We start from the raw sequence: 23,808 nt of genomic DNA, 5'->3' as shown, positions 1-23,808 counted from the left end.
CGGCCATGGACAACACGGACCGGGCGGACCTCGACCGGACCGACCACGCCATCGCCGCGGTGGAGGAACAGTTCACGATCCTCTTCAACCGGGTGAGTGCCGGGATGCGCGAGCGGTCCGCGCGCGTGCATCCCGACCTCCAGCCGGTCGGCTTCAAGCTGCTCAACACGCTGGTGCGCACCGGTCCGGTGCACGCGGGCGCGCTGGCCGGTGAGCTGGCGACCGACAAGAGCGTCGTCAGCAGGCAGGTGCGCATCCTCGAGGAGCTCGGCTTCGTCGAGCGGAGGACCGACCCCGCCGACCGTCGCGCCAGCTTCCTGGTCGCGACCCCGGCCGCTGTCGAGCGCGTGAACGAGGCCCGCGCCGCCGACCAGGCGCAGCTCTACCGCAGCCTGCGCCAGTGGGGCGCCGACGACGTCGGCCGCCTCGCGTCGCTCCTCGCCCGCCTCAACGAAACCACTCCCGCCCGCTGACCCCCGCTAGCAGCCATCGCTTCCTCACTTTCTCTCGCGACACGCCGAGTGGATGCGGGAGAAAGTGAGGAAGCGATGGCTGCTAGCGGGCGGGGAGGCGCAGCTCGAGGGCGGTGCCGGTGGGGCCGGTGGAGGCGACGCTGACCTCGCCGCCGTGCCGCACGGCGACTTCGCGCACGAGCGCGAGGCCGATTCCGAATCCCGACCGGGAGCGGCCGGCGGCGGCGGGCTCCGCCCGGGCGAACCGATCGAAGATCCGGGCGGGGTCGATGCCCTGGATGCCGGGCCCCTGGTCGGCGACGGTCAGGGAGGCCGTCCGGCCGTCCCGCCGGATCGTCGCGGTCACGACACCGCCGGACGGCGAGTGCGCGACCGCGTTGTCGAGCAGGGCCGTCGCGCAGCGCTGCAGCGTCGTGGCCGGAACGTCGCTCGCGACGTCGTCGCGCTCGACGAGCCGCACCTCCACCCCCGCCTCGTGCGCCAGCACCTGCAGCGACTCGACAGCGCGCCGCACCGGCCCGGAGAATCGGACGGGCCCCTCGGAGGCCGCGGCACGTTCGCGCTCGGGGTCGGCCGCCAGCAGCAGATCGTTCACCACGTCGATGAGCGTGCGGGTGTCGTCCCGGAGCTCGGCGACGGTCGCCGTCGACGGGTCGTCGGGCGGGAGGCCGCGCTGCAGCACCTGCAGCCGCGCGTCCAGAACGGCGAGGGGGGTCCGCAGCTCGTGGCTGGCGTCCGCGACGAAGTCCCGTTGACGGCGCAGCGCCTCGCCGAGCGGCCGCACCGCGCGGCGCGTGACGATCATGGACAGCACCCCTGCGACGATGACGGCCAGCACCCCGACGATGATGAACGCCAGCATCGCATCCACGGTGTCGATGTAGATCTTGTGCTCGCCGGGGCGAGGGGCCTCCTGAAGCTCGGAGGGCTGGAGCTGGTCGAGCACGAAGAAGAAGGCGACGCCGATCGCGGCGACGACGAGCGCGCCGGACGCGATGGTCAGCTGCAGGCCGACCGTGCGGGAGGCGCGGCGCACCTCCCGCGAGTCGACGTCGCGGCTCCTGCTCACGATGACCCGCCGCTCATGACCACTCCCGGGTCACAGCTGCCCCAGCCGGTAGCCCTCGCCCCGCACCGTCGCGATGAGGTCGGGGTCGGTCTTGCGCCGCAGGTAGTGCACGTAGGTGTCGACAGTGCCGGGCTGCTCGTCCGCCTCGAACACGGCCTCCAGGATGTGCGCGCGAGAGAACGTGCGCAACGGGCTCTCCGCCAGCAGCCGCAGCAGGTCCGACTCGCGCGCAGTCAGCTGGATGCGGCCCTCGTACGGCGAGTAGATGCTGCGGCTCTCGGGGTAGAACCGCCACTCGCCGACCGGCAGCTCCCTGCCCTCCCCGCTGAAGGTGCGGGTCAACGCGCGCAACCGCGCCAGCAGCTCGTCGAACTCGAACGGCTTCACCAGATAGTCGTTGGCGCCGGCATCCAGCCCCTCGACCCGGTCGCGCACGGCGCCGAGCGCGGTCAGCATGATGATGGGGGCGACGACGCGGCCGTCGCGCAGCTTGCCGACCAGGGTCGCGCCGTCGATCCCGGGGAGCCGGCGGTCGACGATCAGCGCGTCGAAGCGGCCGTCGAGGCCGTGCAGGAGCCCGCTCTCGCCGTCGGCCACGAGCGTGACGTCGTACGTCTCGGAGAGCACCTGCTCGATGAGCGGGCCGAGGCGCGGATCGTCTTCGACCAGCAGCACGCGCAGTCGGGTGGCCTCCATATCGCTCACCCTAGCTCCCGCCCGTTCGGGACGCCCGCACCGCGACGGCCGACGCGACCGGTGCCGGTGCGAACCGCCGCAGCAGCGCGAGCACGAGGAGGACAGCGGCGGTGGCATAGACCAGCGAGGCGAGCACGTCGCTCGGATTGTGCACGCCCAGGTACACCCGCGAGAACGCCGTCAGCAGGGGCGCGGCGATGGCGAACGCGAGCAGCGGTCGCCGCAGCCGCCCGCGCCCGAACACGATCAGCAGCGCGAGACCGAGCGCGACCGCGAAGCTGGTGTGCCCGCTCGGGAAGCTGAAGCCGGTGTCGGTGAGCACGTGATGCGGGAGGTCGGCCGACAGCGGGCGCGGACGACGCACGACGTCCTTGACGACCGTGCTGCCGAGCCACGGGATCAGCGCGAGGGCCGCGAACGCGACGGCGGCGCCCGGCCTCCGCTGCCCGAACCAGGCGAACGCCGAGACGGCCGCCACGATGATGAGCGCGCCGGCCGGGGAGAAGACGACGGAGTCGGCGAGCGCGACTGCGTCGAGGAACGGGATGCGTGCGGCCTCGATCGCCCGGATGACGGCGAGGTCGCCTGCGGTGACGGCCGGAGACGACGCGATCGCGAGGCCGCCCAGCACGAGCAGGAGGATGACGCACAGCGGAAGGACGATCGCACGCGCGGTCGCGTTGGCCGCGCTCGGCGTGCGATTCGGGGCGGGCGTTCCGGGCGTTCCGGGCCGGCGGTTCAGGGTGGCGGTCAAAGGCTGTCCTCTCCTCGACCTCCCACAGTGCGCCGCGGCTCCCCAGATGCCGCTAAGGATGCGCGCGGCGCCCGGCTCTCAGCGCCCACCTCTCAGCGCCCACCTCTCAGAGGATTCTGAGAGGCGCAGCGCGATGCTGGCGGGATGCTCCGCAACAAGGTTCCGGCGGTCACCGCGCTGTTCTGGGTCACGAAACTGCTCACCACGGCGATGGGGGAGACGACCTCCGACTATCTGGTCAAGAACTACGACCCCGTGGTCGCCGTGATCGCGGCCTTCGTCGTCTTCGCCGCCGCCCTCGCCCTGCAATTCGCGGTGCGCAGGTACATCCCGTGGGTGTACTGGCTGACCGTGCTGATGGTCGCCGTCTTCGGCACCATGGTCGCGGACGTCCTCCACATCGTCATCGGCGTTCCGTACTACGTGTCGACCGTGTTCTTCGCGATCGTCCTCGCCGCTGTGTTCCTGGTTTGGTACCGCTCGCAGCGCACACTCTCCGTGCACCACATCGACACGCGGGCGCGGGAGTTCTTCTACTGGTGCGCCGTGCTCGCCACCTTCGCGCTGGGTACCGCCGTCGGTGACCTGACGGCGACGACGTTCGGGCTCGGCTATCTGGCCTCCGGCATCCTGTTCGGAGTGCTGTTCGCCATCCCCGGCGCCGCGTTCCGGTGGTGGGGGATGGGCGCGACCGCCGCCTTCTGGACCTCGTATGTCCTGACCCGCCCGTTCGGGGCGTCGATCTCGGACTGGCTCGCGGTCTCGCACGCGCGCGGCGGTCTGGATCTCGGTCCCGGCCCGGTCAGTCTGGTGCTGTTCGCCGGGATCGTGGTCTGCGTGATCGTGATGACCGCGCGTCGCCCCGCCGACCCGGCCGACCGGTCCCGTGCCTCCGCCCCCGAGGCCTCGCCCGCCGCGTGACGCGCGTGCCCCTCGGACAGAGATCTCCAGCTTCCGCTCGGGCGGAGCGCTGGTACTCTCGGTCGGGTATGCCGCCCGCATCCGTCCCCCCTCGCACACGCGGCCGCCGCTCGGCGGGCCGCCGCGCCGCCGTGCCATCGCGGCCGAAGCCGGTGCTGCGGCTGCCGCTGCATCACCGCCTGGGCGTCTCCCTCGCCGTGATCGCGCTGGTCTGCGGGTTCTCGATCGTTCCGACGGACGCCGCGCTGGCGGCCACGGTCTTCAGCGTTCCGGAGGCCGAGCTGGCGCCGGCGTCGCCGCCGGATCAGCACATCTACGTGGACGCGACGATCGGCGCGCCGGTGGTCGACAGGGACTCGCTCGGCGCGACCGACAGCATCCAGGGCCTCGCCCGCATCGGCACGAACGAGTCGTGGGCCAAGCTGGTGCTCATGTTCGGCGGCTGGCAGGCGACCGACGCCAATGTGACGGTCCTGCTCCGCTGGATGCGGCAGGAGAACGGGCCGCCGGACTGGTGGAATCGTAACAATCCTCTCAACAACGGCTACGGCTCCGGGGGAGGCGCCGGTCTCGGCAGCTACCCGGATCTCGTGACGGCCGCGAAGTACTGCGCAGAGAACCTGCAGCGCGGGTACCCGGGGATCGTCGCCGGCCTCGACGCCGGCACCAGCGCCGACGCGACAGCCTCGGCGATCTGGGCGTCCCCGTGGGCGTCCAGCCACTACGCCAACGGCGCCCACTGGAGCACCGCCCCCGTGCAGATCGTCCAGGCCCCCGCCTCCGCCTGGGGCTACTGAGCGGAGCCGAGGCCAGAACGCCCTCGGCGGAACGGGTCAGCGCGTGGAGTCGATCGGCGCGCCCTCGCGGGTGACGATCGCCGGGTCGCCCTCGCCATCGTCGTCGAGGGCCACGCCGAGACGGCGGCGGAAGGCGCGGGTCAGCACGAGCAGCGTGATGATCCCGATCGTCAGCCAGATGAGGCCGTAGGTCAGCGCGTCGAAGTGGAGGTTGGTCCACAGCACGCCGGTCAGCAGCATCCCGATGGCCGGGAGCACGATGTTGCGCACGACCTGCTTGGCGCCGCGGAACTGCTTGCGCCGGATCGCGAAGTGGATGATGACCGTCGCGTTGACGACGGTGAAGGCGATGAGCGCGCCGAAGTTGATCATCGACGAGACGAACTCCAGCGTGAACGCGGCGGCGAGCAGCGAGACCGCGCCGACGAGCAGCACGGCCGTGGCCGGCGTGCGGAACTTCGGGTGAACATACGAGAGCGAGCGCGAGACGCGTCCGCGGCCGTTGCGGGCCATGACGTAGATCATGCGCGAGACGCTGGCGTGCGAGGCGAGGCTGGAGGCCACCGCCGCGGCGACCGCCGCCGAGATGAACAGGATCTGGAAGAACAGGCCGCCGGTCTTGAGCGCGATCTCGGGCAGGGTGTCGTCGGTGAAGCTGAACCCCGCGAGCGTCGGGAACCGCGACTGCGCGAACCAGGCGGCCACGAAGAAGATCGCGCCGCCGATCATGAGCGCCAGGACGATGGCCTTGGGAACTGTCTTGGTGTCCTTCGCCTCCTCGGTGTACATCGTGATCGCGTCGAACCCGATGAACGAGAAGCAGACGACCGTCGCGCCTCCGATCACCGCGCCCAGGTGCACGCCCGAATGGAACAGCGGGGCCAGGCTGAAGGCGGTCCCGTTGCCCTCGCCGGCGTTCAGGGCCGTCCAGGTCAGTGCGACGAACACGGCGATGAGGACGATCTGGAACGCCACCAGGATGCCGTTGACCCGGGAGGTCGACGACATGCTGAACAGGTTCATCGCCGTGATCGCCGCCACGTAGACGACGACCCAGATCCAGCCGGGCACCTGCGGGAAGAACGACTCGAGGTAGAGGCGCACGATCAGCGCGTTCACCAGCGGCAGCAGCAGGTAGTCGAGCAGCGACGACCAGCCGACCAGGAAGCCGACGTTCGGGTGGATGGTCTCCGACGCGTAGGTGTAGGCCGATCCCGCGGAAGGGAACACGCGCGTCATCCGGCCGTAGCTGATGGCGGTGAACACCATCGCGACGAGCGCGAACAGGTACGCCGACGGCACGACGCCGTTGGTCTCGCCTGTGACGATCCCGAAGGTGTCGAACACTGTCATCGGGGTCATGTAGCCGAGGCCGAGGCCGACGATCGCCCAGAGGCCGAGGGACCGTCGCAGTGCGGTGGGGGCGGGGTTGGAGGACACGCGAGCTCCTTCGCTGCAGTCGGGGACGCCCGCCATAGTAGGCCGACTCTCGACGAAATCCGAATCGAGAACGACTGATCTCATAGCAGAAGTGCGACATTCGCCGCGGAATACGTGCCGTTTCGGCGCTTTCAATGCCGAAATCGATAGTCGGGAGGTTCAGCCCTTCGCGAGCCACTCCCGCAGCTTGGGCAGCGGCCAGGTCGTCACGATCCGCTCGGCGGGCACGCCGTTGGCGGCCGCGCGGGCCGCACCGTAGGCCAGGAAGTCGAGCTGCCCCGGCGCGTGCGCGTCGGTGTCGATCGAGAAGAGGCAACCCGCGTCGAGCGCGCGCTGGATGAGCTCGTCGGGGGGATCCTGCCGCTCCGGCCGGGAGTTGATCTCGACGGCCACACCGTTCTCGGCGCACGCGGCGAACACGGCGTCGGCGTCGAACTCGCTCGGCGGACGGGTGCCGCGCGAGCCCTGGACGAGCCTGCCCGTGACGTGGCCGAGCACGTTCGTGTGCGGAGCGCGGATGCCGCCGAGCATGCGCGCCGTCATCGTGCGGCTGTCGGCGCGCAGTTTGGAGTGCACGCTCGCGACGACGACGTCGAGCCTGCTGAGCAGCTCGGGCGTCTGGTCGAGCGCGCCGTCTTCGAGGATGTCGACCTCGATCCCGGTGAGCAGGGTCACGCTGCCGGTGTCGAGGCCGGCGATGATGTCGAGCTGTTCGGTGAGCCGCTCCGCGCTCAGCCCGCTCGCGACCGTGAGCGTGGGGGAGTGGTCGGTGATCGCCTGATACTCGCGGCCCAGCGTGGCTGCGGCGGCCGCCATCACCTCGATCGGGACGGTGCCGTCCGACCATTCGGTGTGGCTGTGCAGGTCGCCGCGCAGCTGGGAGCGCAGCTCGGCGCCGCCGGCATCCAGCGGCTCGGCGTTGCGCTCGCGCAGGTCGGCGAGGTAGTCGGGGACCTCCCCGTCGACGGACTGCGAGATCACCTGGAAGGTGCGGTCGCCGATCCCCTTGGTGCGCTTGAGCCGCCCGTCGGCGACCCGCGCAGCGACCTCGTCCGCGCCGAGCGGAGCGATGATGGCGGCGGCCCTGCGGAACGCCTGCACCTTGAAGGAGGGCGCGAGCTCGCGCTCGAGCCAGAAAGCGATCTCGTTGAGGGCTGCGACCGGATCCATGCCCCTCATCCTCCCCCCTCCCCGCGCGGGCAGCCATCGCTTCCTCACTTTCTCCCGCTTCGGAGCGGCGCGTCGCGGGAGGAAGTGAGGAAGCGATGGCGTTACGAGGGGTTACGGGAGGGCGCTGGCGCGGGCGGCGGCGCCGGTAGCGTCGTGCAGGTGAGCAGCGCGATCGAGAACCTGGGCCGCGAGACGCGCCTGTACGAGCCGAGCCCGGAGTTCGCCGCGCAGGCGAACGCCGGCCGGGAGGTGTTCGACCAGGCCGCTGATCCCGTCGCCTTCTGGGAGCAGCAGGCGGCCCGCCTCGACTGGGCCGAGCCGTGGCACACCGCGCACACCTGGGCGCCGGCGACGCCCGGGGAGGACGGCGAGCTCAGCATCCCGCGCGCCGAGTGGTTCGCGGGCGGCCGCCTGAACGCCGCGGTCAACTGCGTCGACCGGCACGTCGACGCCGGAGACGGCGACCGCGTCGCCCTGCAGTTCGAGGGCGAGCCGGGCGACAGGGAGACGATCACCTACGCCGACCTGCAGCGCCGCGTGGCCTGTGCGGCCAACGCGCTCACCGCGCTCGGCGTGGGAAAGGGCGACCGCGTCGTCGTGTACCTCCCCGTCATCCCGGAGACCGTCGTCATCACGCTCGCGATCGCGCGCATCGGTGCCATCCACTCGCTCGTCTTCGGCGGGTTCTCGGCGGAGGCGCTGCGCTTCCGGGTGGAGGACACCGGGGCGAAGCTCCTGGTCACCTCCGACGGTCAGTTCCGGCGCGGGGCAGCGGTGCCGGTGAAGGCGCAGGCCGACGCCGCCGTCGCGGGCGACAACGCGATCGAGCACGTGCTCGTGGTGCGCCGCACGGGCGACCTGACGCCCGACATCCCGTGGACTCCGGGCCGCGACGTCTGGTGGCACGACGCCGTCGACACCGCGGCGAGCACCCACGAGCCGGAGTTCTTCGACGCGGAGACCCCGCTCTTCATCATCTACACGTCGGGCACGACCGGCCGGCCGAAGGGCGTCGTGCACACGACGGGCGGCTACCTCACGCAGGCCTCCTGGAGTCACTGGGCACTCTTCGACGCCAAGCCGGACGACGTCTACTGGTGCACCGCCGACCTCGCCTGGGTGACGGCTCACACCTATGTGCTGTACGGCCCGCTCTCCAACGGCGCGACCTCCGTCATCTACGAGGGCACCCCGAACACCCCCACGACCGGCCGGCACTTCGAGATCATCGAGCGCTACGGCGTGACCACCTACTACACGGCCCCGACGCTCATCCGCACCTTCATGAGCTGGTTCCCCGACGGTCTGGCCGCAGCCGGCGACTGGGATCTCTCGAGCATCCGGCTGCTCGGGACGGTGGGGGAGGCCATCAACCCGGAGGTGTGGGTCTGGTTCCGCGACCAGCTCGGCGCCGGCCGCGCCCCGGTGGTCGACACCTGGTGGCAGTCCGAGTCGGGTGCGGCGATCGTCGCGCCGCTGCCGGGCGTGACCGCGTTGAAGCCGGGCTCGGCGACCGTGGCCGTGCCGGGCGTGACCGTGCGCGTCGTCGACGAGCGCGGCGAGGACGTCGCGCGGGGGTCGGGCGGTTCCATCGTCATCGACGGGACCTGGCCGGCGATGTCGCGCACGGTCTGGGGCGATCCGGAGCGCTACCGCGACTCCTACTGGCGGCAGTTCGCCGAACGCGGCTACTTCGTCGCGGGCGATGGCGCCGCGATCGACGACGACGGCTACCTCTGGCTGCTGGGGAGGCTCGACGACGTCATCAACGTGTCGGGTCACCGGCTCTCGACGATCGAGATCGAGTCGGCCCTGGTCGCGCATCCGTCGGTGGCGGAGGCCGCCGTGGTCGGCGTCGGGGATGCGACGACCGGGCAGGCGGTCGCGGCGTTCGTGATCCCGGCCGGCGGTGTCCCGGAGGCCGCCGAGCTGCGCGACCAGGTCGCCAGGGCCATCGGCGCGATCGCGAAACCGCGGCACCTCGTGGTCGTCGACGACCTCCCGAAAACCCGCTCAGGCAAGATCATGCGCCGCCTGCTCGTCGACCTGTTCGAGCGTCGCCCCCTCGGCGACACCACCTCCCTCCAGGACGACACCGTCCCCGCCCGGATCGCCGCCACCCTCGCTGCGGCACCTCGCTGACCTCCACCGAAGGGCACGTTGTTGTCCCTTTCGCGCGCCGAAAGGGACAACAACGTGCCCCTCGGCAGTGGAGGAGGGCTCAGTGCTCGAGGCCGACGAACATGGTGTCGTGGAGGACGGACACGTGGCGCTCGGCGAGGGCGACGGCTGCCACCGGGTCGCGGCGGCGGATGGCCGCCGCGAGCGCCGCGTGCTCGTCGTTGACCTCGTGGAGGTAGGCGATCGGATACGGGATGAAGTACGCGTACAGCCGGCGCAGCGTCGCCTCGTACACCTCCACGAGCGCGGGCCGGCTGGCCGCACGCGCCACCGCCAGGTGGAACCGCTCGTCGGCGGCGTGGTAGTCCGTCCAGTTCTGGGCGGACGCGGCGGCGGCGACAGCGGCATCCAGTTCGGCGAGGTCGTCGTCGGTCGCGGAGACCGCGGCCAGGTGGGTCAGGCTGGTCTCGTCGAGCAGGCGCTGGTCGATGAGCCGGTGGACCTCGCTCGCGTCGGCGCGGTACGCCTGCACGGCTGACCCGGCGCCGGTCCCCGCGGCGGGGGCGCGCTCGGCCACGAACGTTCCGCCCGAGCGGCCGCGCACCCGCCGCAGCAGACCTTCCTCGGCCAGGCTCTTGATCGCCCGCCGCGCGGTGATCTCGCTGACGTCGAGCGCCGCGGCGACGTCGGCGTCGCTCGGGAGCTGCTCCCCGGGCGCGAGCAGCCGCAACTCCACCGCGAGCGCGATGCGCGCGCGCACCGTGTCGACCGCGGAGAGCCGGGTGATCCCGGCCACGGCCGGACCCGTCAGTGCGGGCACGGCCGTGTGCTTGAGCGTGCCGGGGGCGTCGCCGGTCATGGCCTCCAGCATAGGGATGCGAGCCAGGGGTGGACAAATTCGATCATATTGATCTATTTTGTTTCCCAGCACTTCCCCCCACCCGTCCCCGACCAATGGAGGTCCGCCATGCCGGGTCACCTGACCGTCGCCGGCGTCCAGACCGCGCCCCGCACGATCGGCGCCGACCTCGCGCCGTTCGCGGCGGACGTCGCCAGGCACGCCGCCGACGGCGCACAGCTCGTCGTCTACCCCGAGCTCCACCTCTTCGGCGCCGACCAGCTGCCCGAGCACGAGCGCACCCATGCGCTCGAAGCGTCCGCCGTACCGCTCGACGGCGAGCTGGTGCGCCGGCTCGGCACGATCGCCGCCGACGCGGGCGTCTGGCTGGTGCCCGGCAGCATCTGCGAGCGCGGGCCACAGGGCGAGCTCTTCAACACCGCACTGGCGTTCGCTCCGAACGGCGAGCTCGCCGCGAGCTACCGCAAGATCTTCCCGTGGCGCCCCTACGAGCCGTACGTGCCCGGCGACCGGTTCGTGGTCTTCGGCCTCGACGGCAGCATCGTCGGGCTGGACATCTGCTACGACGCCTGGTTCCCGGAGGTCAGCAGGCACCTCGCCTGGCTCGGCGCCGAGGTGATCGTGAACGTCGTGAAGACGACGACGCCCGACCGCGAACAGGAGGTCGTGCTCGCGCGGGCGAACTCGATCACCAACCAGGTCTTCACCGTGAGCGTCAACACGGCCGGCCCCGTCGGCCGTGGCCGCTCCATCGTCGTCGACCCCGAGGGCGCCGTGCTCGCGGAGTCGCACGGGGACGGCGAGACCGTCCTCGCCGTGCCGCTGGATCTCGACCAGGTCACCCGCGTGCGGGAGCACGGCACCGCCGGCGTCAACCGCATGTGGTCGCAGTTCCGTCCGGGCGATGCGGCGATCCCGCTCCCGCTCTACGCCGGCCGGATCGACCCGGCGACCTGGCGGGTGCGGGCCACGCCATCGGCCGCAGCACCGGCCGAGCAATCCCGTCCCACCCCCGCGAGCTCCACCCCCTCCCGTCAGCCTCTCCTGTGAAGGATCCCGGCATGTCCACTGCTCCTGCTCCCGCCTCCGCCCAGCCGTCGCTGGCCCGGACCCTCCGCCTCCCGTCGCTCGTCCTCTTCGGCCTGGCCTACATGACGCCGCTGATCGTCCTCGGGATCTTCGGCGTCGTGGCCGAGACCACCGGGGGCGCGAGCGCCTCCGCCTATCTGGTCGCGCTGGTCGCGATGCTGTTCACCGCCTCCAGCTACGGGAGGATGGCCGCCGCCTACCCGGTGGCGGGCTCGGCCTACACGTACGTGCGCCGCACGATCGACCCGCGCGTCGGGTTCCTCGTGGGCTGGGCGGTGCTGCTCGACTACCTGTTCCTGCCGATGGTGATCTGGCTGATCGGCGCGGCCTACCTGGAGGCGCAGTTCCCTGCCGTGCCGGGATGGGTGTGGATCCTCGGATTCATCATCGTCACCACACTGCTGAACATCCTCGGCATCAAGGTGGCCGACCGCACGAACTACATCCTGATGGCGTTCCAGGTGCTGGTCATCGTGGTGTTCGTCGGCCTGTCGATCGGGTCGGTCGTGGCGAACCAGGGAGCGGCCGGGCTGTTCTCGGCCGGGCCGTTCCTGAACTCGACGGCGACGTTCCAGGGCGTGACCGCGGGCGCGGCGATCGCGGCGTACTCGTTCCTCGGGTTCGACGCGGTGACGACGTTCACCGAGGAGACGATCGAGCCGCGCAAGACGGTCCCGCGGGCCATCCTGCTGATCGCCCTGATCGGCGGGGTCATCTTCATCCTGGTCTCGTACACGACACAGCTCGTGCACCCCGGAGGCCAGTTCCACGACGCGTCCTCGGCCGCGTTCGATATCGCCATCACCATCGGCGGCAACATCTTCGGCTCGATCTTCATCGCGGGTCTCGTCGTCGCGCAGTTCGCCTCCGGGCTCGCTGCGCAGGCCTCCGCCGCGCGGCTGATGTTCGCGATGGGACGTGACGGCGCGCTGCCCCGCAAGGTCTTCGGCGAGCTCAGCCGACGGTTCCGCTCGCCCGTCGTCAACCTGGTGATCATCGGCGTCGTCGGGTTGGTGGCGATGTTCCTCGACGTCGCGACTTCCACGTCGTTCATCAACTTCGGCGCCTTCGTCGCCTTCACGATGGTGAACGTGTCGGTGATCGTGTACTACTTCCGCCAGCGGAGGGCGGGCCACCGCCACAACGTGGTCCTGTACGTGGTGCTCCCGGCGGTCGGGGCGATCGTCACCGGCTACCTGCTGACGCGGCTCGACATCAACGCCATCGTCCTGGGTCTCAGCTGGCTCGTGCTGGGCATCATCGTGCTGGCGATCGTGACGAAGGGCTTCCGTCAGCTGCCGCCCGAGATCGCCTACGACGAGGCCGACGGGGAGGTCGCGGACGCTCCGCCTGCCGACCGGGTGACCGCGCCCGCCGAGCAGGCGGCCGCCTCCGCCCCGGCCTCCGGCTCCACGCCGGCCTCCGCCCGGGCCCCGGAGTAAGGATGCGGCTCGCCCTCGCCCAACTCGCGTCGGACGACGACGTCGCAGGCAACCTCCGGGCTGTCGGCGACGCCGTCGCGCGCGCGGCGGACCGGGGAGCGGAACTGGTGCTGCTGCCGGAGTACGCGATGTACGAGAAGAAGATGGTCGATGCCAGCTTCGCCGGAGTCGCCGAGCCGCTCGACGGCCGCTTCGGCAGCGCGGTCGCCGAGCTGGCGGCCTCCCGCCGTATTACGGTCGTGGCGGGGATGGTCGAGCGCTCGGACGACACGGGCGACCCGCGGCCGTTCAACACGCTCGCGGCCTTCGGGACCGACGGCCGCCTGCTCGCCCGCTATCGCAAGATCCACCTCTTCGACTCGTTCGGATTCCGCGAGTCGGAGTGGATCGCGCCCGCGCCCCAGCCGGTGCCCGTCGTCTTCGAGGCGGCCGGGGTGACCGTCGGCCTGATGACCTGCTACGACCTCCGGTTCCCCGAGCTCGGTCGCGCGCTCGTCGATGCCGGCGCCGACCTGCTCGCGGTCTGCTCGTCGTGGGTGCCCGGCCCGTACAAAGTGGAGCAGTGGCGCACCTTGGCGATGGCGCGGGCGATCGAGAACGGCTGCTTCGCCGCGGCCGTGTCCCACGCGGAGCCGATCTCCGTCGGCCACAGCCTGCTCGCCGACCCGCACGGCGACCTGCGCGTCGAGGCCGAGGGCACTCCCACTGTCCTGGTCGCCGACGTCGACCCCGCCGAGGCCACCGCCGCCCGCGACCGCGACCCCGCCCTCCGCCTCCGGAGGCTGTGAGCCACGTCGCGTCAGGGGGTGGTGGGAGTGGTGGAGGCGGCGGCCATGATCGCCTCGCGGAAGGCCGGGGTGAGCTGGGCCGTGGTCGGCCTGGCGGACGGGTCGCGGGCGGTCATCGCGCGCAGCAGCGTGGTCCACTCGCCGGGGAGGTCGTCCGGAACGGGCGGGTCGACCGTCAGCCGGGCGAGCGCCGCCTCGACGGCTTCGCCCGGGAAGGTGACCTCGTGCGTGAAGCACTCCAGCAGCACCAACCCGAGCGAATAGACATCGCTGGCGGGCGTCGCCGTCCTGAGCGACGCCTGCTCCGGACTCAGGTACGCGGCCGTGCCGGTCGTGGTCTTGCCCTCCGCCTCGGTCTGATCCGAGGCCAGGATGCCGCCGGCGATACCGAAGTCGGTCAGGCGCGCTCTGGCCCGGAACGTGGTGGTGCCGTAGGTGACCAGCATCACATTCGACGGCTTGATGTCGCGGTGCACGACCCCGTTCGCGTGCACGTACTCCAGCGCTTCGGCCAGGTCGTACGCGACCTCCGCGATCTCCTCTGTGGTCAGCGCGCGCTGGCCGAGGGTCGTGGCGAGGTCGCTTCCCGACACCAGCTCCATGACCAGGAACGGTCGCGGGTCGTTCGGCGCCGAGTAGTCGATGCCGGCATCGATCAGCGAGACGATGCCGTGGTGGCTCAGCCGGGCCAGGGCAGTCTGCTCCGTCCGGTACTGCGCCATCTCGTCCTCACCGCCCGAGCGGTAGAGCTTGATCGCGACCTCCCTGTCGAGGATCTCGTCCGTCGCCTTGAAGATGCTCGCCTCCCCGCCGCGACCGATGAGGGTCTGCGGGCGGTAGCGGCCCAGCAGTGCCGGGACGGCGTGCTCGCTCACGAGGCCACCGCCGATCGGAACAGCGCGAAGGCGGTCTCGCCGACGATGACGCTCTCGCCGTCGTTCAGGGCGAGGTCGGGATCGCTGCTCAGTTCGAGCGCCCAGTGGCCTCCGGGCGGGTCGGGGAGGACGAACTCGACGCCGTTCCTTGCCGCGTTCAGCAGCAGGAGGAACGCGTCGGCGCCCTCGTGCATGAGCACGAACGCGATCGAACGCGCCTCGATGTCGGACCAGTCGGCGTCGGCGAACGGCTCACCGTCGGCGCGCACGATCAGCACGGTGTCGGGTCCGCCCACGTCGGGTGCGTGGCGGTACCACTCGGGCCGCAGCGCCGGCTCCGCCCGGCGCAGCCGGATGAGCGCCGACGTGAACTCGTGCAGGTCCCAGTCGGCGTTCTGCCAGTCGTACCAGGAGATCTCGTTGTCCTGGCAGTACGCGTTGTTGTTGCCCTGCTGGGTACGGCCGATCTCGTCGCCGCCGAGGATCATCGGCACGCCGGCCGACAGCAGCACGGTGGCCAGGAGGTTCTTGCGCTGCCGGGTGCGGAAGGCGAGGATCCCCTCGTCGTCGGTCGGCCCCTCCACACCGTAGTTGTCGGAGCGGTTGTCGGATTCGCCGTCGCGGTTGTCTTCGCCGTTCGCCTCGTTGTGCTTCTCGGTGTAGCTGGTGAGGTCGGCGAGCGTGAAGCCGTCGTGTGCGGTGACGAAGTTGACGCTCGAGAGCGGTGCGCGGCGCGAGTCCTCGTAGATGTCCGGGCTTCCGAGGACGCGCTGCGACAGGGTCGCGAGCACGCCGGGCGTGCCTCGCCAGTAGTCGCGCACGTCGTCGCGGAATGTGCCGTTCCACTCCGACCAGTCGGCGGGGAAGCCGCCCAGCTGGTAGCCGGCGACGTCCCAGGGCTCGGCGATCAGCTTGACCTTGGCGAGCGTCGGGTCCTGTTGGATGAGGGTGAGGAAGGCGCTGTGCAGGCTCGCGTCGCCGCCCTGGCGGGTGAGCGTCGTGGCCAGATCGAACCGGAACCCGTCGATGTGGTAGTCCTCAACCCAGTACCGCAGCGAGTCCATGATCAGCTGCAGGGCGGCCGGGTGGCTGACGTTGACGCTGTTGCCGGTTCCGGTCGTGTCGAAGTAGTGGGCGCGGTCGCCCTCGACGAGCCGGTAGTAGGAGGGGTTGTCGATCCCCTTGAGGCTGTACGTCGGACCGAGGTCGTTGCCCTCAGCCGTGTGGTTGTAGACCACATCGAGGATGACCTCGAGGCCGGCGGCGTGCAGCGCCTTCACCATCCCCTTGAACTCGTCGACCTGGTGGCCGGTGTCGCCCGTCGCCGCGTACTCGTTGTGCGGGGCGAAGAACCCGATGGAGTTGTAGCCCCAGTAATTGCGGAGACCCCTCTCGATCAGGTGCGCGTCCTGCACGAACTGGTGGACGGGCAGCAGTTCGACCGCGGTGACGCCGAGGTTCTTGAGGTAGTCGACCGCCGCGGGGTGGGCGAGGCCGGCGTAGGTGCCGCGGAACTCCTCCGGGACCCACTCCATGAGCTTGGTGAAGCCCTTGACGTGCGTCTCGTAGATCACGGTCTCACTGAGCGGGATGCGCGGGCGCGCGTGGTCGCCCCAGTCGAACTCCTGGCGGTCGACGGCGATGCCGAGGGCGACGTGACGTGCTCCGTTGGTGTCGCTGCGTCGCCGCGGGCGACCGAGCTGGTGGCCGAAGACGGCTTGGGTGTTGTCCCACGACCCGGTGACGGCGCGGGTGTGCGGGGGAAGCAGCACCTTGGCGGCGGAGAAGCGGAGGCCCTCGGCCGGATCCCAGGGGCCGGCGACGCGGAGGCCGTACCGGGTGCCGGGCACGAGCCCGGCGACGAAGCCGTGGAAGACGTGCCCGGTCCGCTGGCGCAGTTCGGTGCGCGTCTCACGTCCGCGCGCGTCGAAGAGGGAGACGAAGACGGCGTCGGCGTTCTCGCTGTAGACGGCGACGTTGGCGCCGCCCTCGACGAGGGTGAGGCCGAGCGGATACGGGAGCGATCCGTCGCCGCTCACGGGCGCGTCCGTGGCAGCTGGGGGTCCGGACGTTGCCCGCGGCGCGGGTGGTGAGTGCGGTGGCTGCGCGGCGCGCGGGGCTGGGGGCAGGGCTCGGGCACGGTGCCTCCGATCGATAGATCGACAGGCTACCCGGGACGGCCCGGCCCCGGGAAGCGGTTGACAGACGAGGGGCGGACCGCTATTCGCCGCTGCGTTAGGGTGCACTGATGGCCCTGCTCTTCACCGTGCCTGCGGCCCTCGCCTTCTTCGCGGTCGCCGTGCGCATGTGGCGGGTGGACAACCGGCGCCTCAGCATCGGCGTGGTCGCGGCGTTCGGCGCGTACTTCACGATCGATTCGGTGCTGGCCGTGCTGGCCGTGCTGGCCGGGCTGGACGGGACGCTCCCGACCTTCTTCGTCTTCACGATCCCGCTCGCGCTGTTGCCGCTGGGGATCCTGGTCCTTGCCGGCTACCTGATCGCCAACGGTGTACGGATGCTCCGCTCGGAGCGCCGGAGTCTCGGGAACGGGCTCTCGCTGATCGCGGGGATCGCGCTCCTGGCGGTGCCGGTGGTGGCGTTCCTCGCGCTGTCGGCGTTGTTCTCGACGCACGACGAGGTCGTCCTGCGTGCCGTCCTCATCGCGTCCATCGTGGTCGTCGGGCTCGTTTCGACGTACGTCGCCTCCTTCTTCGTGCTCTTCCTGGTCTACGGGGTGGTCTACCGGCGTGCGCGCGACGGAGACTACGACGCGATCGTCGTGCTCGGCGCGGGTCTCGTCGACGGCCGGGTGCCGCCCCTGCTGGGCTCTCGGCTCGACCGCGCCATCGCGCTGTACTCCTCCCGGAGCTCGACGGGGGATCGGGACTCGACGGCGGATCGAGACTCGATGGGGGAGGACTGCGTGCTGATCCCGACGGGAGGCCGCGGAAGCGATGAACCGCGCTCGGAGGGCGAGGCGATGGCCGAGTACCTCCGGGACGCCGGCGTGCCGGCCGACCGGGTGCTGGCGGAGACGGAGGCGACGAACACCGAGCAGAACCTGCTGTTCTCGCGCGTGATCGCCGAGTCCCGCCTGCCGGGTTCGCGCGTCCTGATCGTGACCAGCGACTACCACGTGCTGCGCTCGGCGATGCTCGCACGCCGCGTCGGACTGGCCGCCGCGGCGACGGGCGCGAAGACCGCACGCTACTTCGTCCCCTCGGCGACACTGCGGGAGTTCGCCGCCGTGGCGGTGATGTTCCGGCGCATCCTGGCCGTGGCGGTGGCGCTCTGCGTGCTGGCGGGGCTCGGCGCCGGCGCAGTGGTGTGGCTGGCCGCCGGGCCGTGAGCCGACCGGTCATCGGCTGACGCGGACGGCGTCCCCGAACGCCGCGATCACGACCGCCGGTCGGCGTGCCCCCGCCCCCGGACCGGACGGCGCCGTCAGCGCGCCTGCCGCCCCCGGACCGCGCGGCGCAGCCGGCTCGCTGCCCGCCCCCGAGCCCGCCCCCGGACCGGCTTCCGCGCGCTCGCTCGCCTGCGTGCCGGATCCGCTCGACCCTTCGGAGGCGAGTCCGGCCCCGCGCAGCGCCGCCTCCACCTTCAGCCCACCCCGCGAGAAGCGGAAGACGCCGTCGACGCAGGACACCGCTGTCGCCCTGGCCTCGGCCGGGATCTCCCTGCGCAGTTCGATCAGGCGGCGGTACCAGGCGAGCAACTGTGCGTGCCCAGCCTCGTCGCGCTCGCCCCACCGTAGCCGCGCGCTCTCGAACGTGGCCGGGTCTTGGGGGTCGGGCACCACGGCCGGGTCCCAGCCCATGCGCGCGAACTCGGCGATCCGGCCGGTGCGCGTCGCCTCCGCGAGCTCCGGCTCCGGGTGCGAGCTGAAGAACGGCCACGGCGTGGTCGCGCCCCACTCCTCGCCCATGAACAGCATCGGCGTGAACGGGCCGAGGAGGACGAGCGCCGCCGCCACCGCGAGCGCGCCGTCGCCGAGCGTCGCCGTCAGACGGTCGCCTCTCGCACGGTTGCCGATCTGGTCGTGGTCCTGGCTGAACGCGACCAGGCGGGTGAACGGGATCTCGGCGTCGAGCGGGCGGCCGTGATGGCGCTCGCGGAAGCTGGAGTAGCCGCCGTCGTGGAAGAAGCCGCGCTCGAAGACCGCGACGAGCGACTCCGGCGCTGCGAAGTCGGCGTAGTAGCCGCTGGTCTCGCCGGTGAGGTTGGCGTGGACGGCGTGGTGCACGTCGTCGTCCCACTGGGCGTCGAGGCCGAAGCCGTGTCTGCGGCGCTCGCGGATCAGCCGGGGGTCGTTGAGGTCGCTCTCGGCGATGAGCGTCGCCGCCCGGCCCGTGCGTTCCCGGATGCCGGCCGCCTGTCGGGCGAGGGCCTCCAGGATGTGCTCGGCGCTGCTGTCGTGCAGCGCGTGGACGGCGTCGAGGCGCAGCCCGTCGACGTGCATGTCGTCCAGCCAGAACGCCGCGTCGTCGAGGATGAGCCGACGCACCTCGTCTGATCGCGGCCCGTCGAGGTTGACGGACGCGCCCCACGTGGTGCGTCCGTCGCTCAGGTAGGGGCCGTACACCGGCAGGTAGTTTCCGCTCGGGCCGAGGTGGTTGTACACGACGTCCTGGATCACGGCGATGCCGTGCGCGTGGCACGCGTCGACGAACCGCTGGTAGGCGTCCGGGCCGCCGTACGGCTCGTGCACGGCGAACCAGAGCACACCGTCGTAGCCCCAGCCGTGCGTCCCGTTGAACGCGTTGACGGGCAGAAGCTCGACGGCCTCGACTCCGAGGTCGACCAGCTGGTCGAGACACGTTGCGGCGGCGTCGAGCGTCCCCTCCGGTGTGAAGGTGCCGATGTGCAGCTCGTAGATCACCCGGCCGACGAGCGAGTCGGAGCGCCAGGATTCGTCACGCCACGCGTGGCCGGCGGGACTCCACTCGCGGCTGAGCGCGTGCACCCCGTCGGGCTGGCGTCGTGAGCGCGGGTCGGGGTACGGACCGGCGCCGTCGATGACGAAACCGTAGTCGAGGGCGTCCGGGCCTGCCTCGAGCGGGGTCGGCAGACGCCACCAGCCGCCGTCGACGCGGTGCAGCGCATGCCGTCCCCGCCCACCGACCTCGACCGACACGGACCCGGCGTCGGGAGCCCAGACCGGGAAGGTGCGCGCCGGGAAGGTGCGCGCCGGAAAGGTGCGCGCCGGAAGAGCCTCCGTCATCGCGTCACCGCCAACAGTGCGACGGGGTAGCGGTCGAAGAGCTGCTCCACCTGAACCCGCCCGCTCACCGTCCGCCCGGTCAGCTCGTCGCGGAGGGCTGACGACCCGACGTCCAGCACGGTGTCGCCCCAGCCTCCCTCGCCCGCCAGCCCGACCGGCAGCCGTGTCGCGAGGGCGAACGCCCCTCCCCGGTCGAACGCGACCAGATGGTCCGAGCGCGGCCCGTCCGCGAGCACCGGTCGGTAGCCGGTGAACAGCTCGGGGCGATCGCGCCGCAGGCGCAGCGCGCGCGAGGTCACCAGCAGCTTCGCGGCGCCGGACGAGTCGATCGCGGGCAGCCGGCCTTCGTCGAGATGTGCGAGCAGGCCGGCGGCCGCGTCGAACTCGACGGGGCGGCGGTTGTCCGGGTCGACGAGCGAACGCTCCCAGCGCTCCGAGCCCTGGTAGACGTCGGGAACTCCCGGTGCCAGCAGCTGGAGCAGCTTGGCTCCGAGCCCGTTGCTCGCCCCCGGGGCCGCCACCACGGCCGCGATCGCCTCTACCTCCGCCGCGACCCGCGCATCGTCGAACGCGGCGTCGACGAGGTCGGCGAGAGCGCCTTCGAAGAGCGGATCGGGATCGCTCCAGCCGGTGCTCGCCCCGGCCTCCCGCGCGGCCTTGAGCGCGTAGGCGTGCAGCCGCTCGCGCGACGCCGGCCAGGCGCCGACGATCGACTGCCACAGCAGGTTCTCGAGCGTGCCGTCGCCCAGGCCGACCCGTGTGCGCACGGCGCCGAGGAACCGTGCCCAGCGCTCGGGGATCTCCGCCAGGACGGCGATCCTCGCCCGGGTGTCCTCGCTGCGTTTGGTGTCGTGGGTGCTCAGCGCGGTGAGCGACCGCGGGAGGCCGGTGAGGCGCTGCTGCTGGAGACGGTGGAAATCGGCCACAGAGAGGGCGAACTCCGACGGGTCTCCGCCGACCTCGGTGAGGGAGGTCAGCCGCGTGTACCGGTAGAAGGCGTTGTCCTCCACGCCCTTGGCCATGACCGCCCCGCTCGTCTGCTGGAAGCGCGCAGACGCTGAGGACAGCCGCCCTTCGCCGTCGGGGACGAACCGGTCGACGACGTGGGCCAGCGTCTCCGCGAGGTCGGGACGGCCCGCTGCCGCGGTCTCGTGCGCCGCCGCGAGGTGGTCTGCGCCGAACGGGAGGTAGCTCCGATACACGGGGAAGGCCGCGGCGAGCTCGGCGACGGCATCGGCGACATCGTCGACGCCGACGTCGTCGACGCCGACCTCGTCGTCGCCGCCCGGAGCACCGGCCCCAACCTCCCGGGCCACACGCAGCACTTCGGAGCGCAGGATGCCGTCGGCGACGGCTCGCTTGCGGCGGTGCACCAGCCCGGCCCAGTCGCGGCTCTCTTCGCGTCCGTCGTGCTCCTCGGCGAGGGCCGTCAGCGGCTCTTCGCCCGCCGGGTCGACGAAGACTCTGTCGACGACGCCGAGAGCGTCGTAGCCGGTGGTGCCGGCGATCGGCCACTCCGGGATCCGCTCGTCGCCTTCGAGGATCTTCTCGACCCAGACCGGGCGCGTGCCCGCGAGGGCGGCGAGCCGCACCAGGTAGTCGCCGGGGTCGCGCAACCCGTCCGGATGGTCGACGCGCAGGCCGTCGACGAGCCCCTCCCGCAGCCAGCGGCCGATCTCGGCGTGGGTCGCGTCGAAGACCTGCGGATCTTCGACGCGCACTCCCGCGAGCGTGTTCACCGCGAAGAACCGCCGATAGTTCAGCTCAGCATCGGCCCGTCGCCACGAGATCAGCTCGTAGTGCTGCCGATCGTGCACCGCCGGAGCCGCGCCGAGCTCTGTGCCGGGCGCGAGCGGGAAGCGGTGCTCGTGGTACCGCAGCTCTGCGCCCTCCACGCGCAAGGCCGACAGCTCGTCCGGACCGTCGCCCAGCACCGGGATGCGCAACCGGCCGCCCCCGAACTCCCAATCGATGTCGAAGAAGCCGGCGTACGCGGAATCGCGCCCGAGCCGCAGCACGTCCCACCACCACGGGTTCTCGTGCGGCACGGCGACGCCCAGGTGGTTGGGCACGATGTCGACGATCACGTCGAGGCCACGCGCGTGAGCGGCGTCCGAGAACTCGCGCAGAGCCTCGGGACCGCCCCGTGACGCATCGACCCTCGTGGGGTCGACCACGTCGTAGCCGTGGGCGGACCCGGAGGCGGCTTGGAGCAGCGGAGAGAGGTAGACGGCGCCGACGCCGAGCCGGTGCAGGTAGTCGAGGGTCTGCGCGGCATCCCGCAGTGTGAAGTCGGGTGTGATCTGGAGGCGGTAGGTGCTTGTCGGTACGTCGTTGCTCACACCGTGGATTCTTTCGCGCGCCGACCGCGTCAGGAAGGGGCTGGACAGATCGGTGGACAACTGGCCGACCGGCTCGGCTGTGGGGGATTGATTTTTCGGGCAGGGCGTGCAGCCTGGACGGCCTCCCCGGACGGTGGGAGCGTCGGGTCACACAGACGAAAGGGGACGACGATGGGACTCGACGACAAGATCGGGAACGCCGCCGAGAGCGCGGGCGGCAAGGCCAAGGAGACGGCGGGCAAGGCGACCGGTGACGAGCGACTCGAAGCCGAGGGCAAGGGCGACCAGGTGAAGGCCGACCTCAAGAACGCCGCAGAGAAGGTGAAGGACGCCTTCAAGCACTGACCCGTTCCGGAAATCGCCCCCGCCTCGTTCCACGTCGGCGGGGGCGTCGTCCGTGCGGCCGGCGCCGCGCCGACGCCGGGCCCCGAGGGGCTCAGGCCGTGAGGGCGGCGATCGCGCTGATCTCGATGAGCGCCCCTCGCACACCGAGGCCGGCGGCGCGTGAAGCCGAGACCAGCGGAGGGGCGCCCTCCCTGGCCAGCCGCGGGGCGATCGCCCCGTAGGCGGCGCCGAGATCGGCCCCGACGTCGAGGGTGACGAACCACTGCACGACGTCGTCGAGCGAGGCGCCGGCCGCGGCCAGTGCGACCTCCGCGTTGTCGAGGGCGCGGGCGGCTTGCGCGCCTGCGTCGGGCGAGACGACGGCACCGGTCTCGTCGACGCCGTTCTGACCGCCGAGGTAGATGGTCGTCGCGCCGGGTGGCACGACGGCGACGTGGCTGAAGGCGGGACTGTGCACGAGTCCGGGTGGTTGCAGGAACGTTACGGCCATGGCGCCATCGTGGCAGGGGTCGCGGGTCGGCCGCCAGGGGCGGCATCCGCCGGTGGGCCGGCATACGCCGACGGCCGGGCGATACCTGCAGCCGGGCACCGATCGCGCAGGCTCAGGCGGCTTCACCCGCATACCAGGCCTTGCGGAGGCCGGCGCGCGCTCGGGAGGCGAGCATCGCGGCTGCGGTGGTCTTGATGTGCAGGAGCTCGCCGATCTCGGCGTTCGACCGGCCTTCCACCTCGGAGTACCAGAGCGCGCGCTGCCACCGCTCGGGGAGGGATTTGAAGGCGGTGACGGCCGCTTCGTGGCGGTCGCTCTCGTCGAGCGCGTCGAAGCGGTCGTCGGTGAAGCCGACCTCGTGGGCCTCGTCGAGGTCGAGGGTCGGACGGAGGTTGCGCCCCCACGATGCCGCCACCGAGCGGATCGTCGTGGCGAGGTAGCTGCGCACGGCCGTCTTCGGGCCTGCGCCGTTGCGCACCGCCTGGAGCATCCGGGCGAAAGCCTCCGACACCAGATCGGCCGAGTCGATGCGGGTCGTGATGCGCCGTGCGATGGCTGCCCCGACGGCCGCGTGCCGTCGCCAGATCTCGCCGAACGCCCGGTCGTCGCCGTCGCGGGTGAGTTGGATCAGCTCCTCGTCCGTGAGTTGACCGAGCCGAGTGGTGCTGGGGATGATGCTGAGCATGATGTTCCTCGGAGGGCGGCGGCCTGGTGTCGGGCCGTACGCACTCGATGTCGGGATGGGGGTCCGAGAAGAGGACCGACGGACACCACCTCTGCTCGCGGGATCAGGCTGGCGAATGCTGGTATTTCGTGGAGGCGTAGGACTACCTGCTCGACTACGTGTTCGGCGAAGACACGTATCACCCGTCGCGTCATCCCTCCCGGTGCCGGTGTTGGCGCGTGGTTATCC

21 protein-coding genes are annotated in these 23,808 nt (G+C 71.4%); 9 read left to right on the top strand and 12 right to left on the bottom strand.

Going from position 1 to position 23,808, the window contains the following annotated elements; genetic code table 11:
- Nucleotides 1-5: 5 nt before the first annotated feature.
- Complete coding sequence (locus tag KNO15_RS14665) at nt 6-473, top strand: MarR family winged helix-turn-helix transcriptional regulator (RefSeq protein ID WP_241704511.1); 468 nt, start codon at nt 6-8, stop codon at nt 471-473.
- Nucleotides 474-555: 82 nt separating this feature from the next.
- Here KNO15_RS14665 and KNO15_RS14660 read toward each other — a convergent pair whose 3' ends face one another.
- From KNO15_RS14660 to KNO15_RS14650, 3 genes are read right to left on the bottom strand one after another with little or no spacing between them, the layout of a single operon-like run.
- Nucleotides 556-1,542, bottom strand: a complete 987-nt coding sequence (locus tag KNO15_RS14660; RefSeq protein WP_241704510.1) for a sensor histidine kinase — start codon at nt 1,540-1,542, stop codon at nt 556-558.
- 30 nt (nt 1,543-1,572) lie between these two features.
- Nucleotides 1,573-2,238, bottom strand: coding sequence for a response regulator transcription factor (locus tag KNO15_RS14655; protein ID WP_241704509.1), 666 nt, complete (start codon nt 2,236-2,238; stop codon nt 1,573-1,575).
- Nucleotides 2,239-2,248: 10 nt separating this feature from the next.
- Entirely contained in the window at nt 2,249-2,992 is a 744-nt protein-coding gene (locus tag KNO15_RS14650; RefSeq protein WP_241704508.1) for a phosphatase PAP2 family protein, read from the bottom strand.
- 144 nt (nt 2,993-3,136) lie between these two features.
- Here KNO15_RS14650 and KNO15_RS14645 point away from each other — a divergent pair, with 144 nt between their 5' ends.
- Nucleotides 3,137-3,913 (top strand): COG4705 family protein, encoded by a 777-nt coding sequence (locus KNO15_RS14645; RefSeq protein WP_241704507.1) that lies wholly within the window; start codon nt 3,137-3,139, stop codon nt 3,911-3,913.
- A gap of 68 nt (nt 3,914-3,981) precedes the next feature.
- A complete protein-coding gene (locus tag KNO15_RS14640; RefSeq protein WP_241704506.1) occupies nt 3,982-4,710 on the top strand; it encodes a hypothetical protein in 729 nt (242 codons plus the stop codon).
- A gap of 36 nt (nt 4,711-4,746) precedes the next feature.
- Here KNO15_RS14640 and KNO15_RS14635 read toward each other — a convergent pair whose 3' ends face one another.
- Together KNO15_RS14635 and KNO15_RS14630 are read right to left on the bottom strand one after the other, a co-directional pair.
- Nucleotides 4,747-6,150 (bottom strand): APC family permease, encoded by a 1,404-nt coding sequence (locus KNO15_RS14635; RefSeq protein ID WP_241704505.1) that lies wholly within the window; start codon nt 6,148-6,150, stop codon nt 4,747-4,749.
- Between the two features lie 159 nt (nt 6,151-6,309).
- Nucleotides 6,310-7,320 (bottom strand): PHP domain-containing protein, encoded by a 1,011-nt coding sequence (locus tag KNO15_RS14630; RefSeq protein WP_241704504.1) that lies wholly within the window; start codon nt 7,318-7,320, stop codon nt 6,310-6,312.
- 159 nt (nt 7,321-7,479) lie between these two features.
- Between KNO15_RS14630 and acs the strand changes: the two genes are divergently transcribed.
- A complete protein-coding gene (gene acs, locus KNO15_RS14625; protein WP_241704503.1) occupies nt 7,480-9,462 on the top strand; it encodes an acetate--CoA ligase in 1,983 nt (660 codons plus the stop codon).
- A gap of 79 nt (nt 9,463-9,541) precedes the next feature.
- Here the strand turns inward: acs and KNO15_RS14620 are convergent, their stop codons facing one another.
- Nucleotides 9,542-10,300 (bottom strand): FadR/GntR family transcriptional regulator, encoded by a 759-nt coding sequence (locus KNO15_RS14620; RefSeq protein ID WP_241704502.1) that lies wholly within the window; start codon nt 10,298-10,300, stop codon nt 9,542-9,544.
- Between the two features lie 108 nt (nt 10,301-10,408).
- Between KNO15_RS14620 and KNO15_RS14615 the strand changes: the two genes are divergently transcribed.
- Genes KNO15_RS14615 through KNO15_RS14605 form a run of 3 tightly spaced genes read left to right on the top strand, consistent with a single transcriptional unit; the run spans nt 10,409 to nt 13,619 of the window.
- Nucleotides 10,409-11,350 (top strand): carbon-nitrogen hydrolase family protein, encoded by a 942-nt coding sequence (locus tag KNO15_RS14615; protein WP_241704501.1) that lies wholly within the window; start codon nt 10,409-10,411, stop codon nt 11,348-11,350.
- An 11-nt stretch (nt 11,351-11,361) separates the two neighbouring features.
- Complete coding sequence (locus KNO15_RS14610; protein ID WP_241704500.1) at nt 11,362-12,831, top strand: APC family permease; 1,470 nt, start codon at nt 11,362-11,364, stop codon at nt 12,829-12,831.
- Between the two features lie 2 nt (nt 12,832-12,833).
- Nucleotides 12,834-13,619: a carbon-nitrogen hydrolase family protein gene (locus KNO15_RS14605; RefSeq protein ID WP_241704499.1), complete on the top strand. Its 786-nt coding sequence runs from the start codon at nt 12,834-12,836 to the stop codon at nt 13,617-13,619.
- A gap of 11 nt (nt 13,620-13,630) precedes the next feature.
- Here the strand turns inward: KNO15_RS14605 and KNO15_RS14600 are convergent, their stop codons facing one another.
- Together KNO15_RS14600 and glgX are read right to left on the bottom strand one after the other, a co-directional pair.
- Entirely contained in the window at nt 13,631-14,494 is an 864-nt protein-coding gene (locus tag KNO15_RS14600) for a serine/threonine-protein kinase (protein WP_374113174.1), read from the bottom strand.
- Nucleotides 14,491-16,533 carry a glycogen debranching protein GlgX gene (gene glgX, locus KNO15_RS14595; RefSeq protein ID WP_374113173.1) on the bottom strand — a complete coding sequence of 681 codons (2,043 nt, stop codon included), beginning with the start codon at nt 16,531-16,533 and terminating at the stop codon, nt 14,491-14,493. The genes KNO15_RS14600 and glgX overlap by 4 nt, the downstream gene beginning before the upstream one ends.
- A gap of 209 nt (nt 16,534-16,742) precedes the next feature.
- Here glgX and KNO15_RS14590 point away from each other — a divergent pair, with 209 nt between their 5' ends.
- Complete coding sequence (locus tag KNO15_RS14590; RefSeq protein WP_241704498.1) at nt 16,743-17,843, top strand: YdcF family protein; 1,101 nt, start codon at nt 16,743-16,745, stop codon at nt 17,841-17,843.
- A 9-nt stretch (nt 17,844-17,852) separates the two neighbouring features.
- Here the strand turns inward: KNO15_RS14590 and treZ are convergent, their stop codons facing one another.
- The gene (gene treZ, locus KNO15_RS14585) at nt 17,853-19,718 is read right to left on the bottom strand and encodes a malto-oligosyltrehalose trehalohydrolase (protein ID WP_241704497.1); all 1,866 of its coding nucleotides are present in this window, start codon (nt 19,716-19,718) and stop codon (nt 17,853-17,855) included.
- Nucleotides 19,715-22,060, bottom strand: a complete 2,346-nt coding sequence (gene treY, locus KNO15_RS14580) for a malto-oligosyltrehalose synthase (RefSeq protein ID WP_241704496.1) — start codon at nt 22,058-22,060, stop codon at nt 19,715-19,717. Before treY ends, treZ begins: the two co-directional genes overlap by 4 nt.
- Before the next feature lie 171 nt (nt 22,061-22,231).
- Here treY and KNO15_RS14575 point away from each other — a divergent pair, with 171 nt between their 5' ends.
- Complete coding sequence (locus KNO15_RS14575; RefSeq protein WP_241704495.1) at nt 22,232-22,405, top strand: CsbD family protein; 174 nt, start codon at nt 22,232-22,234, stop codon at nt 22,403-22,405.
- Nucleotides 22,406-22,496: 91 nt separating this feature from the next.
- On the opposite strand, the gene KNO15_RS14570 is transcribed toward KNO15_RS14575, so the two are convergent.
- Nucleotides 22,497-22,895 carry a RidA family protein gene (locus KNO15_RS14570; RefSeq protein WP_241704494.1) on the bottom strand — a complete coding sequence of 133 codons (399 nt, stop codon included), beginning with the start codon at nt 22,893-22,895 and terminating at the stop codon, nt 22,497-22,499.
- A 112-nt stretch (nt 22,896-23,007) separates the two neighbouring features.
- A complete protein-coding gene (locus KNO15_RS14565; protein ID WP_241704493.1) occupies nt 23,008-23,580 on the bottom strand; it encodes an RNA polymerase sigma factor in 573 nt (190 codons plus the stop codon).
- Nucleotides 23,581-23,808 lie beyond the last annotated feature (228 nt).

Origin of the sequence: Leifsonia shinshuensis, assembly GCF_022606355.1 — a bacterium.
Lineage (GTDB): Bacteria > Actinomycetota > Actinomycetes > Actinomycetales > Microbacteriaceae > Leifsonia > Leifsonia shinshuensis_B.
The sequence above is the reverse complement of the archived record's forward strand: the minus strand, read 5'-3'. Positions and strand labels throughout refer to the sequence as shown.

Coding starts and splice junctions, on each gene's coding strand:
- KNO15_RS14665 (WP_241704511.1), top strand. CDS start 6: ATGGACAACACGGACCGGGCGGACCTCGACCGGACCGACCACGCCATC.
- KNO15_RS14655 (WP_241704509.1), bottom strand. CDS start 2,238: ATGGAGGCCACCCGACTGCGCGTGCTGCTGGTCGAAGACGATCCGCGC.
- KNO15_RS14645 (WP_241704507.1), top strand. CDS start 3,137: ATGCTCCGCAACAAGGTTCCGGCGGTCACCGCGCTGTTCTGGGTCACG.
- KNO15_RS14640 (WP_241704506.1), top strand. CDS start 3,982: ATGCCGCCCGCATCCGTCCCCCCTCGCACACGCGGCCGCCGCTCGGCG.
- KNO15_RS14630 (WP_241704504.1), bottom strand. CDS start 7,320: ATGGATCCGGTCGCAGCCCTCAACGAGATCGCTTTCTGGCTCGAGCGC.
- KNO15_RS14620 (WP_241704502.1), bottom strand. CDS start 10,300: ATGACCGGCGACGCCCCCGGCACGCTCAAGCACACGGCCGTGCCCGCA.
- KNO15_RS14615 (WP_241704501.1), top strand. CDS start 10,409: ATGCCGGGTCACCTGACCGTCGCCGGCGTCCAGACCGCGCCCCGCACG.
- KNO15_RS14610 (WP_241704500.1), top strand. CDS start 11,362: ATGTCCACTGCTCCTGCTCCCGCCTCCGCCCAGCCGTCGCTGGCCCGG.
- KNO15_RS14605 (WP_241704499.1), top strand. CDS start 12,834: ATGCGGCTCGCCCTCGCCCAACTCGCGTCGGACGACGACGTCGCAGGC.
- KNO15_RS14590 (WP_241704498.1), top strand. CDS start 16,743: ATGGCCCTGCTCTTCACCGTGCCTGCGGCCCTCGCCTTCTTCGCGGTC.
- treZ (WP_241704497.1), bottom strand. CDS start 19,718: ATGACGGAGGCTCTTCCGGCGCGCACCTTTCCGGCGCGCACCTTCCCG.
- KNO15_RS14575 (WP_241704495.1), top strand. CDS start 22,232: ATGGGACTCGACGACAAGATCGGGAACGCCGCCGAGAGCGCGGGCGGC.
- KNO15_RS14570 (WP_241704494.1), bottom strand. CDS start 22,895: ATGGCCGTAACGTTCCTGCAACCACCCGGACTCGTGCACAGTCCCGCC.
- KNO15_RS14565 (WP_241704493.1), bottom strand. CDS start 23,580: ATGCTCAGCATCATCCCCAGCACCACTCGGCTCGGTCAACTCACGGAC.